The sequence below is a fragment of the Flavobacterium sp. 2755 genome, assembly GCF_031455715.1.
Classification (GTDB): Bacteria; Bacteroidota; Bacteroidia; order Flavobacteriales; family Flavobacteriaceae; genus Flavobacterium.
The window spans coordinates 116,037-131,959 of record NZ_JAVDTG010000008.1; the positions used below are offsets into that span (position 1 = coordinate 116,037).

17 protein-coding genes are annotated in these 15,923 nt (G+C 32.9%); 5 read left to right on the top strand and 12 right to left on the bottom strand.

The window, feature by feature from the left end; translation table 11 throughout:
• Nucleotides 1–9 precede the first annotated feature (9 nt).
• Nucleotides 10–1,173 (top strand): NAD(P)/FAD-dependent oxidoreductase, encoded by a 1,164-nt coding sequence (locus J2Y38_RS18215; RefSeq protein ID WP_309845327.1) that lies wholly within the window; start codon nt 10–12, stop codon nt 1,171–1,173.
• Between the two features lie 162 nt (nt 1,174–1,335).
• Here J2Y38_RS18215 and J2Y38_RS18220 read toward each other — a convergent pair whose 3' ends face one another.
• From J2Y38_RS18220 to J2Y38_RS18230, 3 genes are read right to left on the bottom strand one after another with little or no spacing between them, the layout of a single operon-like run.
• Nucleotides 1,336–1,710, bottom strand: coding sequence for a DoxX family protein (locus J2Y38_RS18220; protein ID WP_309845329.1), 375 nt, complete (start codon nt 1,708–1,710; stop codon nt 1,336–1,338).
• Between the two features lie 6 nt (nt 1,711–1,716).
• On the bottom strand, nt 1,717–2,184 hold the full coding sequence (locus J2Y38_RS18225) for an SRPBCC domain-containing protein (RefSeq protein WP_309845331.1): 468 nt from the start codon (nt 2,182–2,184) through the stop codon (nt 1,717–1,719).
• A 3-nt stretch (nt 2,185–2,187) separates the two neighbouring features.
• On the bottom strand, nt 2,188–2,514 hold the full coding sequence (locus tag J2Y38_RS18230) for a helix-turn-helix transcriptional regulator (protein ID WP_180861798.1): 327 nt from the start codon (nt 2,512–2,514) through the stop codon (nt 2,188–2,190).
• Nucleotides 2,515–2,654: 140 nt separating this feature from the next.
• Here J2Y38_RS18230 and J2Y38_RS18235 point away from each other — a divergent pair, with 140 nt between their 5' ends.
• Nucleotides 2,655–3,008 carry a DUF2200 domain-containing protein gene (locus J2Y38_RS18235; RefSeq protein WP_309845334.1) on the top strand — a complete coding sequence of 118 codons (354 nt, stop codon included), beginning with the start codon at nt 2,655–2,657 and terminating at the stop codon, nt 3,006–3,008.
• 56 nt (nt 3,009–3,064) lie between these two features.
• On the opposite strand, the gene J2Y38_RS18240 is transcribed toward J2Y38_RS18235, so the two are convergent.
• Entirely contained in the window at nt 3,065–5,413 is a 2,349-nt protein-coding gene (locus J2Y38_RS18240) for an outer membrane beta-barrel family protein (protein ID WP_309845337.1), read from the bottom strand.
• A 354-nt stretch (nt 5,414–5,767) separates the two neighbouring features.
• Between J2Y38_RS18240 and J2Y38_RS18245 the strand changes: the two genes are divergently transcribed.
• Both J2Y38_RS18245 and J2Y38_RS18250 read left to right on the top strand, forming a co-directional pair.
• Nucleotides 5,768–6,856 (top strand): sensor histidine kinase, encoded by a 1,089-nt coding sequence (locus tag J2Y38_RS18245; RefSeq protein ID WP_309845339.1) that lies wholly within the window; start codon nt 5,768–5,770, stop codon nt 6,854–6,856.
• 1 nt (nt 6,857) lies between these two features.
• Nucleotides 6,858–7,562 (top strand): LytTR family DNA-binding domain-containing protein, encoded by a 705-nt coding sequence (locus tag J2Y38_RS18250; RefSeq protein WP_309845341.1) that lies wholly within the window; start codon nt 6,858–6,860, stop codon nt 7,560–7,562.
• 74 nt (nt 7,563–7,636) lie between these two features.
• On the opposite strand, the gene J2Y38_RS18255 is transcribed toward J2Y38_RS18250, so the two are convergent.
• From J2Y38_RS18255 to J2Y38_RS18290, 8 genes are all read right to left on the bottom strand, one after another.
• Nucleotides 7,637–8,002 carry a hypothetical protein gene (locus J2Y38_RS18255; RefSeq protein ID WP_309845342.1) on the bottom strand — a complete coding sequence of 122 codons (366 nt, stop codon included), beginning with the start codon at nt 8,000–8,002 and terminating at the stop codon, nt 7,637–7,639.
• 139 nt (nt 8,003–8,141) lie between these two features.
• Nucleotides 8,142–9,074, bottom strand: coding sequence for a transglutaminase (locus tag J2Y38_RS18260; RefSeq protein WP_291150840.1), 933 nt, complete (start codon nt 9,072–9,074; stop codon nt 8,142–8,144).
• Between the two features lie 17 nt (nt 9,075–9,091).
• The gene (locus J2Y38_RS18265) at nt 9,092–9,943 is read right to left on the bottom strand and encodes a substrate-binding domain-containing protein (protein ID WP_309845346.1); all 852 of its coding nucleotides are present in this window, start codon (nt 9,941–9,943) and stop codon (nt 9,092–9,094) included.
• Nucleotides 9,944–9,995: 52 nt separating this feature from the next.
• Nucleotides 9,996–10,469: a DUF4265 domain-containing protein gene (locus tag J2Y38_RS18270; protein ID WP_309845347.1), complete on the bottom strand. Its 474-nt coding sequence runs from the start codon at nt 10,467–10,469 to the stop codon at nt 9,996–9,998.
• Complete coding sequence (locus J2Y38_RS18275) at nt 10,469–10,861, bottom strand: VOC family protein (protein WP_309845349.1); 393 nt, start codon at nt 10,859–10,861, stop codon at nt 10,469–10,471. Before J2Y38_RS18275 ends, J2Y38_RS18270 begins: the two co-directional genes overlap by 1 nt.
• Before the next feature lie 244 nt (nt 10,862–11,105).
• A complete protein-coding gene (locus tag J2Y38_RS18280) occupies nt 11,106–11,975 on the bottom strand; it encodes a nucleoside phosphorylase (RefSeq protein WP_309845351.1) in 870 nt (289 codons plus the stop codon).
• 200 nt (nt 11,976–12,175) lie between these two features.
• Complete coding sequence (locus J2Y38_RS18285; protein WP_073482965.1) at nt 12,176–12,508, bottom strand: translation initiation factor; 333 nt, start codon at nt 12,506–12,508, stop codon at nt 12,176–12,178.
• A gap of 109 nt (nt 12,509–12,617) precedes the next feature.
• Nucleotides 12,618–13,568 (bottom strand): 2-oxoglutarate and iron-dependent oxygenase domain-containing protein, encoded by a 951-nt coding sequence (locus J2Y38_RS18290; protein WP_309845352.1) that lies wholly within the window; start codon nt 13,566–13,568, stop codon nt 12,618–12,620.
• Between the two features lie 371 nt (nt 13,569–13,939).
• Between J2Y38_RS18290 and J2Y38_RS18295 the strand changes: the two genes are divergently transcribed.
• Nucleotides 13,940–15,916, top strand: coding sequence for a dehydrogenase E1 component subunit alpha/beta (locus tag J2Y38_RS18295; RefSeq protein WP_309845353.1), 1,977 nt, complete (start codon nt 13,940–13,942; stop codon nt 15,914–15,916).
• Nucleotides 15,917–15,923 lie beyond the last annotated feature (7 nt).

Genomic DNA, 15,923 nt, shown 5'->3' on the forward strand with positions numbered 1-15,923 from the left:
GATATAATTATGTTATTAGATAATAAAAAAATTGCCATTATTGGCGGCGGTCCAGGCGGATTAACTCTTGCCCGATTATTACAAGAAAAAGGGTTAAACGTAAAAGTTTATGAAAGAGACGAAAACCGAAATATTCGCCAGCAAGGCTCAACGCTTGATTTGCATGAAGATACAGGTTTAAAAGCCATGCAGGAAGCCGGATTAATGGAAGAATTTAAAAAATACTATCGTCCCGGAGCAGATAAAATGCGAATTGCCAATAAAGATATGAATGTGGTATTTGATGATCAGGAAGAAAAACCTCAAGAAAATTTCGGGAATGAACATTTTCGCCCGGAAATCGACCGCGGGCCTTTGCGTGATTTACTAATTGCTTCACTTAAAGAAGAAAATGTAGTTTGGAATTCTAAATTCACCCAAATGAAACCTTCCGGAACTGGCTGGGAAATTTCTTTTGAAAATGGAATGACAACTTATGCCGATTTTGTAATTGCTTCTGATGGTGCAAATTCGCGTGTGAGAAAATATATTACAGATATTCAGCCTATATTTTCGGGCGTTACCGCTGTTGAAATTAATATTTATAAAGCAGAAAAAAACGCGCCAAATCTTTGGAATCTTGTAAACGACGGAAAACTTTTTGCGCTAGAAGAAGGTAAAACATTCTTTTGCAGCTCAAAAGCTGATGGCACGCTAACAATTTTAATTGGAATAAAAACAGAAGATAATTGGGTTATCAATTCCGGAATTAATTTTAAAGATAAAAGCTCCGTTGCTGAATGGTTTAAAAAAGAATTCATAACATGGAATTCAGACTGGCAGGAAATTTTTGAAACCAATGAAATTTCTATTATTCCAAGACCTATGTATCATTTTCCAACTGACCAATATTGGAAACCGCTGCCAAATCTTACCATAATTGGTGATGCTGCACATCGTATTCCGCCTTACGCAGGAGAAGGAGCAAACCAGGCAATGGCCGATGCTTTAGATTTTTATGAAATATTTTGTTTTGGTAATCATGAAACTATAGAAGATGCTGTTTCTTTATTTGAAAATAAAATGCGCAGCCGTATGGAAGAAATAACAGACGATACTTTAAAAATGACTGACGCTATGCATGTAGAAAGCAATTTACAGTTCTTAACTGATTTTTTTAATCAAGTTTATTAGGGAGTTTACAGTGTTCAGTTTTTAGTATTCAGTTTTTAGTTTTGAAAACAGGTGTCACCCTGAGCGAAGTCGAAGGGCTTTTTACGAAACGAGGGCTTCGACTTCGCTCAGCCTGACAATCTGTAAACTGCGACTGAACACTAAAAACTGAATACTGAACACTTAAACAACAGCTTTTCTGTCAATCGGTCTAAAATACCATGAAGTAACTGTTAAAACCAATAATAATGTCGGTCCGAAATACGCTATACCAGAATCACCTACGGCAAAATGAGAGAAAATAGCACCGCTCATTGCAAAAAAGAATCCTGCGTAAGCCCATTCTTTTAATAAAGGAAACTTAGGAATTAAAATAGCAATTACACCTAATATTTTCCAAACGCCAAGAATGGTTAAAAAGTAAAGCGAATAGCCTAAATGTGCCATCATATCGGCTTCTTCTTTCATTTTTATGATTTGAACAATTCCGGTTGAAGTCATTCCTAATGCCAGCCAAATTGTGGCAATCCAATAAATAATTTTGTTTCTTTTGCTCATAACGATTTATTTAAGTTTGTTTACTATTTCCTGTAAGCGATTGTGTGCGAAATTCAAACCTTGTGCAAAAGGTAATTTCAGTTGTTGATCTCTGTGTTCTACAGATTTGTAGATAATTTGCATGGTAAGTCTGCTTGTATCTTCTGTAAGTTCTTCAAACTCCAAAAACTCCAATTGAGGCGCAAAATTGGCATTATCCATTTCAAAAGTTCTCGTAATTCTTTCATTAGGAACAAAATTATGAATGACACCATTGGCACTAAATACAACATTCCCGTTTGGGTCTTTCGTTTCAAACTGCCAGCCGCCATGCTGTTTGTTTTCTAGTTTTACCACTTTTGTTCCCATCCATTGTTCTACAATTTCAGGTTCTGCATAAGCTTTAAAAAGTAAATCAACCGGAAGATCAAATTCTCTTGTAATTACGATTTCCTGCTGGCCATTTTCGGCATTAATTTTTGTTTTGCGTTCCATAAATTAATCTTTTTTGGGTTTATAGTTTTTCATTATACTTTCTAATTTATTAAAACGATCGTCCCACATTTGGCGGAAAGGCTCAATAAAATCAGCTACTTCTTTTATTTTCTTAGGATTTATATAATAATAAATCTCGCGTCCGTTTTGCTGTTGGTCAAGGAGTTCGCATTCCGTTAATATTTTAATATGTTTCGAAATGGTCTGTCTTGACGAATCAAAATTTTCCGCTATCGTTCCCGGCGTCATCGCTTGTATGGCCACCAAATTTAAAATTGCTCTTCGCGTTGGATCGGCAATTGCCTGAAAAACATCTCTACGTATTTCCATTATGCAGTTATTTGACTGCAAATATAATGAAGTCATTTGACTGCGCAATATTTTTTACGAAAAATTTTATATTTTTTTGAAGTTATGAGCAATTACAGACGTTTTTTTATAATTTTAAATTCTATAAAAAAGAAGAAAACATGAATAATAATGCTAAAGTATTTCAATATTCATTTGCGAGTATTTATCGATTATACAAAGAAAAAGTAGAGAAAAAGGGACGCACAGCAGAAGAAGTAGATATGGTTATACTTTGGCTGACGGGTTATAACGATAAACAATTCAGAGATCAAATCGAAAAAAAAGCAGATTTGCAAACCTTTTTTGCAGAAGCACCAAACCTAAATCCAAATGCATCTAAAATTACTGGCGTAATCTGCGGTTACCGAATAGAAGATATCGAAGATCCACTAATGCAAAAGATTCGGTATATGGACAAATTAGTAGATGAATTGGCGAAAGGAAGAAAAATGGAAAAAATTCTAAGAGAATAAAAGCAAAAGCCGTTTTAATTCGTTAAAACGGCTTTTTATTTATATAAATTAAGATTTTACATTCCGTCAGGAAGTCTGTCAGCATCATTTTTGCTTCTGTTAAAACGATAAATAACATTAAGGTTGATATATCTTCCTTGTGATCTGGCTTCAGATTCTAAATAGTAATATTGAGTTGTAATTTTTTCAGTCGTAATCTGCGAATTGAATAAGTTATTTACATTTAAAGTTACCGACATTTTATCTCCAAGAAAATCTTTGCTCAAACCTAAATTTGCGCTATACTGAGCCTCTGTAAGCGATTGAACGCCTTGATTTTTTCCTCGGTATCTAAAACTGAATTCTCCCGAAATAATTTTCGGAAACTTCACTACAGATCTAAAATTGGAAAGCCAGGTTTGATCTTCGGCATTATAATTTACATTTTCAAAAGTACCTTGTTGTTTAAATTTGTAATAATTAAAATCTAAAGCCAGTCTAAGCCATTTTGTTGGATTATAAGTTGTTGAAACTTCTGCACCATAACGATCTTCAGTATCAAGGTTTACAGGTGTGCTTACAAAATAATTTTCATCCGTACGTTTTACTATATATTCAAAATAATTGGTTGTGTGTTTGTAATAAACAGACGGATTAATGCTGAATTTCCCCGGTTTTGTTAATAATGTAAACTCAAATGAATTGGTAAACATTGGATTTAAATCTGGGTTTCCTACGGTTAAATTTCTTAAATCTGAAACTCCCGAAAACGGATTTAACTGCCAGAATCTTGGTCTGTTGATACGCTTACTATAGCTCAATTGCAAATCTGTTTTTTCGGTTAAATTATACACAAAATGCAGTGTAGGGAAGAGGTTAATGTAGTTTTTAGCATTGTTAAACGTGTTTTTTGTATCTGCAATTTTTATATCTGATAGTTCTGAACGCAGTCCTAACTGGTAATTAAACTTTTTATATTTGCTCGAAAACTGAAAATAAGCACTATATAAATTCTCATCGTACTTCAATTTATTGGTAAATTGTTCCTGCAATACATTGTCCAGAATGGTGTGATAATCACTTCTCAGCGCACGCAGATCGCTTCTAATTCCCATTTCAATTTTAGAATTTTCAGAAATTGGATCTACAAAATCAGATTTTATAAAAATATCATTACTGCTTTCAATGTCTCTTGAATACAAATTAGAAACCGATGTATTAAAAGGAAATGTTTTTTGCTGTGTAATGTATTGGTTTTCATCATTATTCCAGAAATCGTATTGTAAACTTGTGGTCCATTTTTTATCCTTTCTGTCAAACGTTTTTACATAATTTAATTCTAATGCATTGTAAATTTGAGGTTCTTTATATTTTTCAGATCTCGAAATAATACTATCTGTAACATTATTGGTATTTGCATAATTGTAGTTGTAATGCATTTTGTTGTTATTGTTGTCTTTACTACGGTAATAACTTCCTGTAAGCGTGTTTTTTGAATTGATATAATAATCCCCGCCAACGTACATATTATAAACGCTAATGCTTCGTTTCATATCATCATATTGATTTAAAATAGTCGTTGTGCCATTATCCGTATTCGTTTGAAACTGTTTGTTGTAACCATAAATATCTAAATAACGATACCCCAAATTCCCAAAAAGATTCACCTTTTCTGTTTTGTAACTCACATTGGCATTTACGTTATGTCTCGCAGGATTTCCAATTCCGGCCTGAAGCGAACCGTTAAAACCTTTCATCGTGTTCTTTTTCATAATAATATTAATGATTCCCGCGCCGCCCTGAGCCTCATATGCCGAAGAAGGATTGGTAATCACTTCTACTTTTTCAATATTGGCCGCCGCTATTTGCGATAAACCATTATTAGTGGTCAGCATAGAAGGTTTTCCGTTTATTAAAACTGTAACGCTGCTGTTTCCTCTAAGGCTTACAACTCCTGCAATGTCAACGTTTACCGAAGGAACATTGTTTAAAATATCATTTGCAGATCCGCCGCTGGATAAAATATCTTTACCAACATTAAAGACTTTTTTATCAATTTTCATTTCTACCGCTGATTTTTCGGCAATAACATTTACTTCGTTTAATTGATTGATGTTTTCTTCTAAAAGAATGTCTTTCATGACAATATCTTTATTCAATTGAATATTTTCAGCCGTAAAAGTTTTGTACGACATGTAAACAGCTTTCAACTGATAATTTCCGGAATTACTTTTTAAAATGTAATTTCCATCAGTGTCTGTAACGGCTTCTTTTTTATTTTCTGCAGATGATAATAAAAGCGTTACATAAGGTAATGCTTGTTTGGTTTTTGAATCTACTATTTTTCCTTTGATAGTAAATTGTGATGTTTGTGCTCCAGATGTGAAGCTGAATAGTAATACGATTAATAATGTTAACTGTTTCATTTTTTGATTGGTTTAGAATTTTAAGCAAAACTCCTTTTTAATTTCACTCAAAATTTTCACGCATGATATAAGGGCGATTATTGCGTATAAACAATCAAATAGAAACCATAAATCGTGTTTATAGTCAATTTTTATATGTTCGTATCTTTTTTTTGCATGTTCATCGACAACTATTTTGTCTTTCTAAATAAATGTTAACTTTGATTTTACTTAAAGCTGCTAAGGTTATTAGATACTGTCCCGATAGCTATCGGGACTAAGTTTTTTTTTAATCATTAGCTTAGAACAAAATAATAGAGCTTTAGAAAAAATCTTAGGATCTAAGAACCTTAGCAACTCAGCAACTTAAAAAAAATGACACCATTCGAAAAAATTATAAATTTCTCTAAAGAGCACAGAATAAGTACCCATATTATTTTTTGGACATTTATTTTTATTATGTTTTTTAGCAAAAACACTTCTTCTGAACCAGAAGAATTATGGGTTGATATAGCATACACATTATATTATGAATTGTTTTCTATCATTGGTGCTTATTTTATGTCTTATAGAATTTTACCCCGCCTAATGATTACACAAAAGCATAATTGGGTTTGGGCAGAATTGGTTCTGGGAAGTTATACTATCTCTGTTATTGCCAGAATTGCAATGGTGTACGGCTTGGAAACTCTTACGCGCAAACGACCTTTTAATCAGGAACCTATTGCCGAAATCCTGACTGATTTACCTACTTTATTTGGAGCTTATTTTTTACATATTCTTTCGTTATCCATATTTTTTATTTTTATAAAATTGATAAAAGATCAATATGTCGTTCAAAAAAGATCTTTACTGCTGGAAAAACAAAAAGCAGAAACCGAATTAAAAATCCTGAAAGCACAATTAAACCCTCATTTTTTGTTTAATACGCTTAATAATATTTATTCGCTTTCCATCACAAATTCTCCAATAACCTCAAAATCAATTGCTGTTTTGTCTGAGATTTTAGATTGTATTTTATACCGATGCAGTGCGACTTATGTTCCTATTTCTCAGGAGATTTCCTTGCTTGAAAATTATATTACGCTCGAAAAACTGAGATATGACGAGCATTTAAGCGTAGTATTCAATCATTCAATCGATCACAATAAATCTATTGCGCCTTTGATTTTGCTTTCTTTGGTCGAAAATGCTTTTAAACATGGAGCAGGAGAGGATACGGGAAGTTCTCCCAACATTCAAATTGATTTAAAACTGCAAGGTGATCATTTTGAGTTTAAGATTGTAAACTCCATCAATAAAATTGACAGCGAATCTGGAAATGGAAAAATTGGATTAAATAATATTATCCAGCAGCTTGATAAAATTTATCCGGAACATTATACTTTTGATGTTACTAAAACCGAAAAGGATTTTACGGCTTATTTACAGATTAATTTAGCAACCGAATATAATTTAGCTTAAAATGAAAATAAAGTGTTTATTAGTCGACGACGAGCCTTTAGCAATCAGCTTATTGCAGAATCATATTAGTAAATTAGATTATTTTGAAGTGGTAGGTACTTGCCCAAACGCTTTAAAAGCCGCCGATGTTTTGCGTACAACGGCTGTAGATTTGATGTTTTTAGATATTAAAATGCCTCAGATTACAGGAATCGATTTTTTAAAAACATTAAAGAATCCGCCGGCTGTTATTTTTACTACTGCTTATCGCGAATATGCCTTAGAAAGCTACGAACTTGATATTGTAGATTATCTTTTAAAACCGGTTACTTTCGATCGTTTTTTTAAAGCGGCAGATCGTTATTTAAGAATAAGCGGCCCTGTAAACAGCAAGATAATTACGCCTTCGCAGGAAGATTATATCTACATCAAAAATGGGCCAAAATTCAATAAAGTAAACGTCGACACTATTTTGTATATCGAAAGTGTCAAAGATTATATTATTGTACATCAAAAAGATGGTGTAAAATTAAATGCCAAATATAAAATCAGTGATATTGAATTAGAACTGCAGGATAAAAACTTCCTGAGAATTCATCGTTCTTTTATTATTAACCTAAAAAACATCACGGCATTTACGCCTTATGATGTCGAAATTGGAAATATTGAAATTCCAATTGGAGCCAGTTATAAAGAATATGTTTTTAAAATTTTAAAAAATTCATAGCAATAAAAAACTCCTTAAATGATTTACTTAAGGAGTTTTTTATTGCTTTAGTGGTTATATTAGGATAGCAAAGCTTATATTTTTTTGAGCGTAATCTTCATTTCTTTACTGTCCAGGATTAATTCATCACTAGTAATAGTACTTACACAAGGATATGGGGTTCCAACTTCATCTTTAATTACTAAACTTTTTCCCCCTTTTGTCAATGCATAAGTACCGTTTGTTATTTCTCTTGTCAGAAAACCGGTAACATGCCCATCTTTTGTAAATGTTAAAGTTCCATCTGTTAAAATTACAGTTTTTAAAGAATCCGAAATGGGGATTTTCGGTTCTACCGCTGTTATTTTCCAAGAGCTTATCAATGTATTTCTCTTAGAACATGAAATCATTAATACTGCAGCCAATGCAATCGCGAAGATAAATAATTTAGATTTTTTCATGATTTTGTGATTAAAGATTAGAAATGAAAAGTTACAAAAAAAAATATTATCACTAACATTATAGCTACAGAAAGTGCATTTAATCTATCTGATTTCTAACATTTTATACAAAAACAGCATTTTTTAAGACCTTGAAAAATCAATTTAAAGTCAAAGCTCCCAGAATTTCTTCATACATAAACGGGCCTCCGGGATAAGTTGCAGTATAATCCAAATTCATCCAGACCTGACCGCGTTCATCAATATGGTAATGCAGATTTTTACCATAACTTTCTCTTTGAAAAAGTACATTTTTAATTAAATAATTGACCTTTTCCAGATCAATCATTGAGCCTATTAATATTTCAGGATAAATATGGCCTTTAGTATGTATAAGCCTTGGGGTTCCGCCAATCGAGCGAATTGCCGCCGCCATTAAAATAGAATGATCATCACAGTCTCCCGAGAAATATTCTAGTGATTCGCTGGCAGTAGCAATATAATCGCCTTCTTTTGGGTCGTTGACATAATTCCAGCGTCCGTTTATTTCTTTAAAAACAGCAAAACACTGAATTATGGTTCTGTAATCAGAATAGCCTTTTATTCCTTTAAAATGCTTTGAAGTAGCCATAATAGCAAAATTTCGAACTTTCGGATTTTGATATTCAATGGCACTTATAATTTTTGATTTATTGGGAAACGGAAGCAGTTTTGCCACAATTATATCCTGCGGGTATGGATTGTCTGACATGGTATAAATCATCGAATTATAATCTTCAGAAATTTCGCTGAAACCATAGTTTCCAATAACTGATCCGTAAAATAAAATCAATAAATAAACCGCGACACATAAAATGATTATGGTTCGAAGGTACATTAGCAGAAAGAAAACAACAGCAAAAACAAAAATGAATATAAAAACACGATCCAGATTGAAAGCCCATTCCAGATCGATCAGGTTTTGATGCAGAATGATAAATATCGGTATTGTAATAAAAAGACTCAACACAGAAATAATAATCCTATCCCAAGGTGATTTCACCTGTAATTTGGATTTTAGCTGCGGTAGGTCAATTTTGGGAAAATTTATCATAAGAATCAAAAGCAGTTTTACAGCGCTTTCACCGTTTCAACAAAAGTACTTTTTTTATCAATAATTCCCAGATCAAATAATTGATTTTGAATTTTGATAAATGCTTTTTCACTTAAATGTTTTTGTGACCATTGTGTTAGTTTCAGCCATTCCTGAATATCTTCGACTTTTTGATTGAATAATTCGGCTAAAGTCTTGTCAATATCAGGAATCTGCGCAAAATCATGCGTTGTTTTATTGATAACTTCCAATACTTTTTCAACCACTTTCGGGTTCTTTTTCAAGAATTCATCGCGAACCGTTATCACAAATGAAGGCCATGGAGTAGGACAGTCGCCAACACGCCTGAAAATTCCCTGGTCAACCAGCGGTTTTGTCATAAAGCGCTCCCACATAAAATAATCTGCAGTTTCGTTTGTCAGGGCTTCTACAGCACCGTCGATAGTATTAATAATTTCAAATTGCAAATTATCGCTGTTCCAGCCTTGTTCATTTGCATTTACATAAGCCATTAATTGTGAACCTGAACCAATTCTTGAAATCGCAACTTTTTTGTTTTCTAAATCTTTTACAGTTTCGAAATCTGATTTTGCTGCAACGTGAATGCCCCAAATTAAAGGTGACTGCACATAAATCTGAACAATTTTACTTGGGTTTCCTGCCGTAATATCTTTTACAATTCCTTCTGTCAAAATAACGGCCATATCAGCTTCGCCGTCACGCAGCATCTGACACATTTTTCCGGTACCTTCAGGAACGTTTTTCCATTGTAAATCGATATTTTCTGCTTCAAATTCGCCATTTTCAATGCATAAATGCCATGGCAGATTGAAGTGCTCAGGAACACCTACAATTTTTACAGTTTTCATTATAGTTTAAGTTTAAGTTAAGTTTGGTATGCGTATTCTTAAGTTTGTAAGTTTAGTTTTTTATTAAATCAGCCCTGTGTTTGTCTGAAAGGCAAGGTTCTGCATATTGAATAATTTCCTGAGATTCGTATTCGTTTAAAATACTTCTCACAATCGAATAATCAACATCGCGAACCACTTCTACAGAAAGAAAATTATCATTTAATCCTTCTGATAAACAATTTATTGCCTTTAGTTTTTCTCTAATAATTTCCTTGTCAAATCCTTTCTCTAAAATGATCACCTGAACAATTGAATTTCCTGAATTTTCAATCGTTTCTTTGTAAACCAGGCGTTCTTCATCTTCATCAAATTCGGCATAAAATAAATCATCAGTTGCAATCAACGGCCCGAAAAATGGAATATTATCTAATTTAAAAAGTCCTTTTTCTAAATCTACAATTTCGGCCCACATGGTTTCTGAAACTGTTTCTTCTAAATAATCACTGTAATATTTAAATAATATTTTTTTATGTGTTTCCTGCATTATTCTATTTCGTTTATTATGGCTTTTAAGGATGATATTACAATACGATAACCGTCTGGATCCTGAATCATTTTTCCGTTTTCGTTCCAAAACGGATTAGCTGCAGTTATCGTTGCAATATTATGGTGTATAAGCTTATTTATTAATTCGTTATAATCTGAAATTGTTTTAGGATAAAGCACAATTACATCGTCTTCATCAAAAGAATGATTGGCTTTTACCTTTGATTGTGTAAATTCAAAATGCCAGTCTAAACCTGATTTTCCAATAAAAATTCCGTCGTAATTATTGTGTTTTTCAAAACCTCCCAATTGTTCAAAACCGAGAACGTTGACATAAAAATCTTCAATTTTTTGTAAATTATCCGTATGTCTGGCTACTCTTAAAAACATTATTCAAGTATTTTAATTAGAAATATAAAAATTATGAACAAAATTATTCCTGCCATATAGTTTTTCTGAATTGCTGTAAATCCATTTTTATCTACAGTTGTATCGTCATTAAACCAATAGTAATCCAATTCTTTAGGAAACTTTTCTTCAATTAAAATATTTAACAATTGAAAAAAGCACCATCTAAATATGCCTCCAATTCCGCATATAAACCTACCTAATGTCCTTGAGAATATGTGATCCATTAATTCCCAGCCAGTTTATTTAAAGTATAAGTAATCAATTCATCAACAGCTTTATAAGGATCTTCACTAAAAGTTCCCGAAGCACGATTGGCAATAATTGCATTTAAAGATAAGGCATTATGTCCTAAAAGAGAAGAAAGCCCATAAATTGCTGCCGTTTCCATTTCAAGATTAGTAATGCGATTGTCATTAAAATTAAAATTATCCATTTTATTGTTTAATTCTTCATCCTGAATATTCAATCTCAAAACACGGCCTTGCGGACCATAAAATCCTCCGGCTGTAGCGGTTATTCCTTTAAAAATTTTATCAGACTCAATAACTTTTTCCAATTTCTCAGAACACGGAATCACGTAAGGTCTTCCTTTTCTAATATCCCAGTTGGTGTGATGAATAAAAGCATCTTCAAGAGCCATATTCGAAACTTCGTCAATTAAATAGGAGCGAAGCATGTTATCCAAACCCAATCCGAATTTTGACATTACAAAACTGTCTACAGGAATATCTGCCTGCAACGATCCCGAAGTTCCTATTCTAACAATATTTAAAGAAGTTAATTTCTCTTTTGGCTGACGTGTTTTTAAATCGATGTTTACTAAAGCATCTAATTCGTTTAAAACAATATCGATATTATCAGGCCCAATTCCGGTTGACATTACAGAGATTCTTTTTCCTTTATAAATTCCGGTTTGGGTTTTAAATTCTCTTTTTTGTGTCGAATATTCAATTGAATCAAAAAACTGAGTAATTTTTTCAACTCTATTCTGGTCTCCAACAAAAATAATATCGTTGGCAATATGTTCAGGACGAAGGTTTAAGTGGTATACACTCCCGTCTGGATTAAGTATTAATTCTGATGCTTTTATCATTTCTTTTTTAGGTTCTAAGGTTCTGAGGTGCAAAGGGACAAAGGTTTTTCTGTAGAGGCGCACAGCAGTGCGTCTTTTTAAATTCCAATTCACAAATTATAAATTCCACTCAATCAAATTTACACAAAGCTTTGCGAACTTTACGGTTAAATTCATACAGTTTGGAAATCTAAAATCTACAATCAGAAATCTAAAATTATCTACCCACCAACTCTTTTAGTTTTAAATCCTTTTTCTTTTAAAATTGCCATAATTTTGTCGCGGTAATCGCCTTGAATGATGATCGAATCATCTTTAAAAGTACCGCCAACACTCAATTTTGTTTTGATTTCTTTGGCTAATACTTTAAAATCTTCATCACTTCCTTCGTAACCTTCAATTATAGTCGTTGGTTTTCCTTTACGTTTCTCAAATTTACAAATCATTGGTTCTTTCTGTACATACAAAACATGATCCTGTTCCTGAATTTGCTCAGGTTCATTTGATTCTTCGTGATCTGGAAATAAGTTTTTTAACTGATCTTTTAAGTCCATATTTTTTTATTCTAAAAATAAATTTCAACCATAAAGGTATTTAAAAATTAAATTCCAAACTCCAAGAAAAGTTTGGAATTTGGAATTTAAAAATTGAGATTTTAAGTTTTTATTTCTTAATTAAACCTAATTCTACCAAACGTTCGTGTAAAAACTCGCCCGCTGAAATATCTTCATATTTCTTAGGATGTTCTGCATCAATACAGTTATCCAAACAATCCAGACGCATATCGCTTACAGGATGCATAAAAAACGGAACTGAATAACGAGAAGTTCCCCATAATTCTCTAGGCGGGTTTACAACCTGATGAATTGTAGATTTAAGTTTATTATTAGTATGTCTGGACAACATATCGCCCACATTAATAACCAATTCGTCGTCTGCTGCAATAGCGTCAATCCATTCGCCATCGTGGTTTTGAACCTGAAGTCCTTTACCCTGAGCACCCATTAATAAAGTGATTAAATTAATATCACCGTGAGCCGCTGCACGAATCGCGTTTTCTGGCTCAGAAGTAATTGGTGGATAATGAATTGGTCTTAAAATAGAGTTTCCTTCTTTTGCATAATCATCAAAATAAAACTCATCAAGTCCAAGATGTAAAGCCAAAGCTCTTAAAACATAAATTCCCGTTTTTTCAAGCATTTGGTAAGCATCTTTACCAACCTCATTAAAACGAGGTAATTCTTTAACTTCTACATTTTCAGGGTATTCTGAAGCCCATCTGGAATCTTTGTCAACATACTGGCCAAAATGCCAGAATTCCTTCAAATCTCCCTCTTTACGTCCTTTAGCATGTTCTTTTCCAAAAGATACATAACCTCTTTGGCCGCCAATTCCGGGAATTTCATAATTATGCTTAGTTTCTACTGGCAAGGCGAAAAATTTTCTAATTTCACCATAAAGTTCGTCTACCAATTTGTCATCTAAGAAATGACCTTTTAAGGCAACGAAGCCAATGTTTTCAAATGCACTGCCGATTTCATTTACAAATTTTTGTTTACGTTTCGGGTCGTCCGAAAGGAAATCACGTAAGTCTACACTAGGAATGTTTTGCATACTTTACATTTTTATTTAAGAAAAAAAGGCGTATTAAGCCTTTCAATAACAAAGGTAGAGAATATTTTATATTTGAATTTTATAAATTACTATAAAATTTAGTTTTATATCCAATTTTTAATACAAATTCTGAATATTAATTCTAAAATCTTAGAAATTAATGTATTTATTTTTTTGTAGTCAAAATAGTACATAAAATTCTGGTCTGACAAAAAAATCCCATTATATTTGCGTTCGCCTTTTTTAAACTGAAAACTGCAAATTATTTTCTATTTTTATAAAATTAATAAATACGCGTTTTTAAATTATTTAACAATTATAGATGAAATTGTTATATTTTTTTATATTTGAAAAACTAAACTTACTACAAAATGATCTTTTACAGAGAAAACCTGACTGACGAAAAATTACTAGATTTATATAAAAAAATCCTGAAACCGCGCTTGATTGAAGAGAAAATGCTCATTTTGATCCGACAAGGAAAAGTTTCAAAATGGTTTTCAGGAATTGGTCAGGAAGCTATTGCAGTAGGGGTAACGTCTGTTTTAGACGAATCTGAATATGTATTGCCAATGCACCGAAATCTGGGTGTGTTTACTACCAGAAATATTCCATTGCACAGACTTTTTTCGCAATGGCAGGGAAAAGCAAACGGTTTTACAAAAGGCCGTGACAGAAGTTTTCACTTTGGAACTCAGGAATACAATATTATAGGAATGATTTCGCATTTAGGTCCGCAATTAGGAATTGCTGACGGAATTGCACTTGCCAATAAACTTCAGGATAATAAAAAAATCACAGCTGTTTTTACCGGAGAAGGCGCAACAAGCGAAGGTGATTTTCATGAAGCATTGAACATTGCAGCGGTTTGGCAGCTTCCGGTTATGTTTGTTATTGAAAACAATGGCTACGGACTTTCTACACCAACAAATGAACAATATTTATGCGAAAACCTTGCTGATAAAGGAATTGGTTACGGTATAGAAAGCTGGATTATTGACGGAAATAATATTGTTGAAGTTTATAACAAGTTGTCGAAGTTAAAAAAAGAAATGATTGAGAACCCGCATCCGGTTTTATTAGAATTTAAAACATTCAGAATGCGCGGGCATGAAGAGGCGAGTGGTACAAAATACGTTCCGCAAGAATTGATGGATGAATGGGAAGCTAAAGATCCGGTTACCAATTATAGAAAATATCTAACAGAAATTGGAGTTCTTACCGAAGATCTTGATCAGAAATTGCGTGCTGAAATCAAGCTAGAAATTGATGAAAACTGGGCAATGGCAAATGCCGAACCTGAAATAGAACCAACTTACAGTGGAGAATTAGATGATGTTTATAAAGACTTTGAATATGAAGAATATACTCATAGCGAAGAAGTAAAAAATATTCGTTTTATAGATGCAATCCGAAATAGTTTAGAACAATCTATGTGGCGTAATAAAAACTTGGTCATTATGGGTCAGGACATTGCTGAATATGGTGGTGCTTTTAAAATTACAGAAGGATTTGTTGATGCTTTTGGGAAAGATCGAGTACGCAATACACCAATCTGCGAAAGCGCCGTAGTTTCGGCTGCAATGGGATTATCCATTAATAATTATAAAGCAATTGTTGAAATGCAGTTTGCTGATTTTGTTTCGACAGGTTTTAACCCAATTGTCAATTTATTAGCAAAATCACATTATCGCTGGGGCGAAAAAGCTGATGTTGTGGTTAGAATGCCTTGCGGCGGAGGAACACAAGCCGGGCCATTTCACTCACAAACAAATGAAGCTTGGTTTACTAAAACTCCAGGTTTAAAAGTTGTATATCCGGCGTTTCCATATGATGCAAAAGGTCTATTGAATACTGCCATTAACGATCCAAATCCCGTTTTGTTTTTTGAGCACAAACAATTGTACAGAAGTATTTATCAGGATGTTCCAACAGATTATTACACCATTCCGTTTGGAAAAGCAGCTTTATTAAAAGAAGGAACTGCCGTAACTATTATTGCTTTTGGAGCTCCGGTTCACTGGGCTTTAGAAACTTTAGCCAATAATCCTGAAATCCAAGCTGATTTGATTGACTTAAGAACTTTACAACCGCTTGATACCGAAACTATTTTTGCTTCGGTTAAAAAGACTGGAAAAGCTATTATTTATCAGGAAGACACTATGTTTGGCGGAATCGCAAGTGATCTTTCGGCTTTAATTATGGAAGAATGTTTCGAATATTTAGACGGCCCTGTAAAAAGAGTCGCAAGTTTAGATTCACCAATTCCATTTACAAAAGCTTTAGAAGATCAATTTTTAGCTAAAAATCGTTTTGAGGAAGTTTTATTAGAACTATTGAAATATTGACATTTGG

Bases quoted from the DNA above. Each gene is read 5' to 3' on its own strand.
- J2Y38_RS18215 (WP_309845327.1), top strand. From the start codon at position 10: ATGTTATTAGATAATAAAAAAATTGCCATTATTGGCGGCGGTCCAGGC.
- J2Y38_RS18220 (WP_309845329.1), bottom strand. From the start codon at position 1,710: ATGAGCAAAAGAAACAAAATTATTTATTGGATTGCCACAATTTGGCTG.
- J2Y38_RS18225 (WP_309845331.1), bottom strand. From the start codon at position 2,184: ATGGAACGCAAAACAAAAATTAATGCCGAAAATGGCCAGCAGGAAATC.
- J2Y38_RS18230 (WP_180861798.1), bottom strand. From the start codon at position 2,514: ATGGAAATACGTAGAGATGTTTTTCAGGCAATTGCCGATCCAACGCGA.
- J2Y38_RS18235 (WP_309845334.1), top strand. From the start codon at position 2,655: ATGAATAATAATGCTAAAGTATTTCAATATTCATTTGCGAGTATTTAT.
- J2Y38_RS18240 (WP_309845337.1), bottom strand. From the start codon at position 5,413: ATGAAACAGTTAACATTATTAATCGTATTACTATTCAGCTTCACATCT.
- J2Y38_RS18245 (WP_309845339.1), top strand. From the start codon at position 5,768: ATGACACCATTCGAAAAAATTATAAATTTCTCTAAAGAGCACAGAATA.
- J2Y38_RS18250 (WP_309845341.1), top strand. From the start codon at position 6,858: ATGAAAATAAAGTGTTTATTAGTCGACGACGAGCCTTTAGCAATCAGC.
- J2Y38_RS18255 (WP_309845342.1), bottom strand. From the start codon at position 8,002: ATGAAAAAATCTAAATTATTTATCTTCGCGATTGCATTGGCTGCAGTA.
- J2Y38_RS18260 (WP_291150840.1), bottom strand. From the start codon at position 9,074: ATGATAAATTTTCCCAAAATTGACCTACCGCAGCTAAAATCCAAATTA.
- J2Y38_RS18265 (WP_309845346.1), bottom strand. From the start codon at position 9,943: ATGAAAACTGTAAAAATTGTAGGTGTTCCTGAGCACTTCAATCTGCCA.
- J2Y38_RS18270 (WP_309845347.1), bottom strand. From the start codon at position 10,469: ATGCAGGAAACACATAAAAAAATATTATTTAAATATTACAGTGATTAT.
- J2Y38_RS18275 (WP_309845349.1), bottom strand. From the start codon at position 10,861: ATGTTTTTAAGAGTAGCCAGACATACGGATAATTTACAAAAAATTGAA.
- J2Y38_RS18280 (WP_309845351.1), bottom strand. From the start codon at position 11,975: ATGATAAAAGCATCAGAATTAATACTTAATCCAGACGGGAGTGTATAC.
- J2Y38_RS18285 (WP_073482965.1), bottom strand. From the start codon at position 12,508: ATGGACTTAAAAGATCAGTTAAAAAACTTATTTCCAGATCACGAAGAA.
- J2Y38_RS18290 (WP_309845352.1), bottom strand. From the start codon at position 13,568: ATGCAAAACATTCCTAGTGTAGACTTACGTGATTTCCTTTCGGACGAC.
- J2Y38_RS18295 (WP_309845353.1), top strand. From the start codon at position 13,940: ATGATCTTTTACAGAGAAAACCTGACTGACGAAAAATTACTAGATTTA.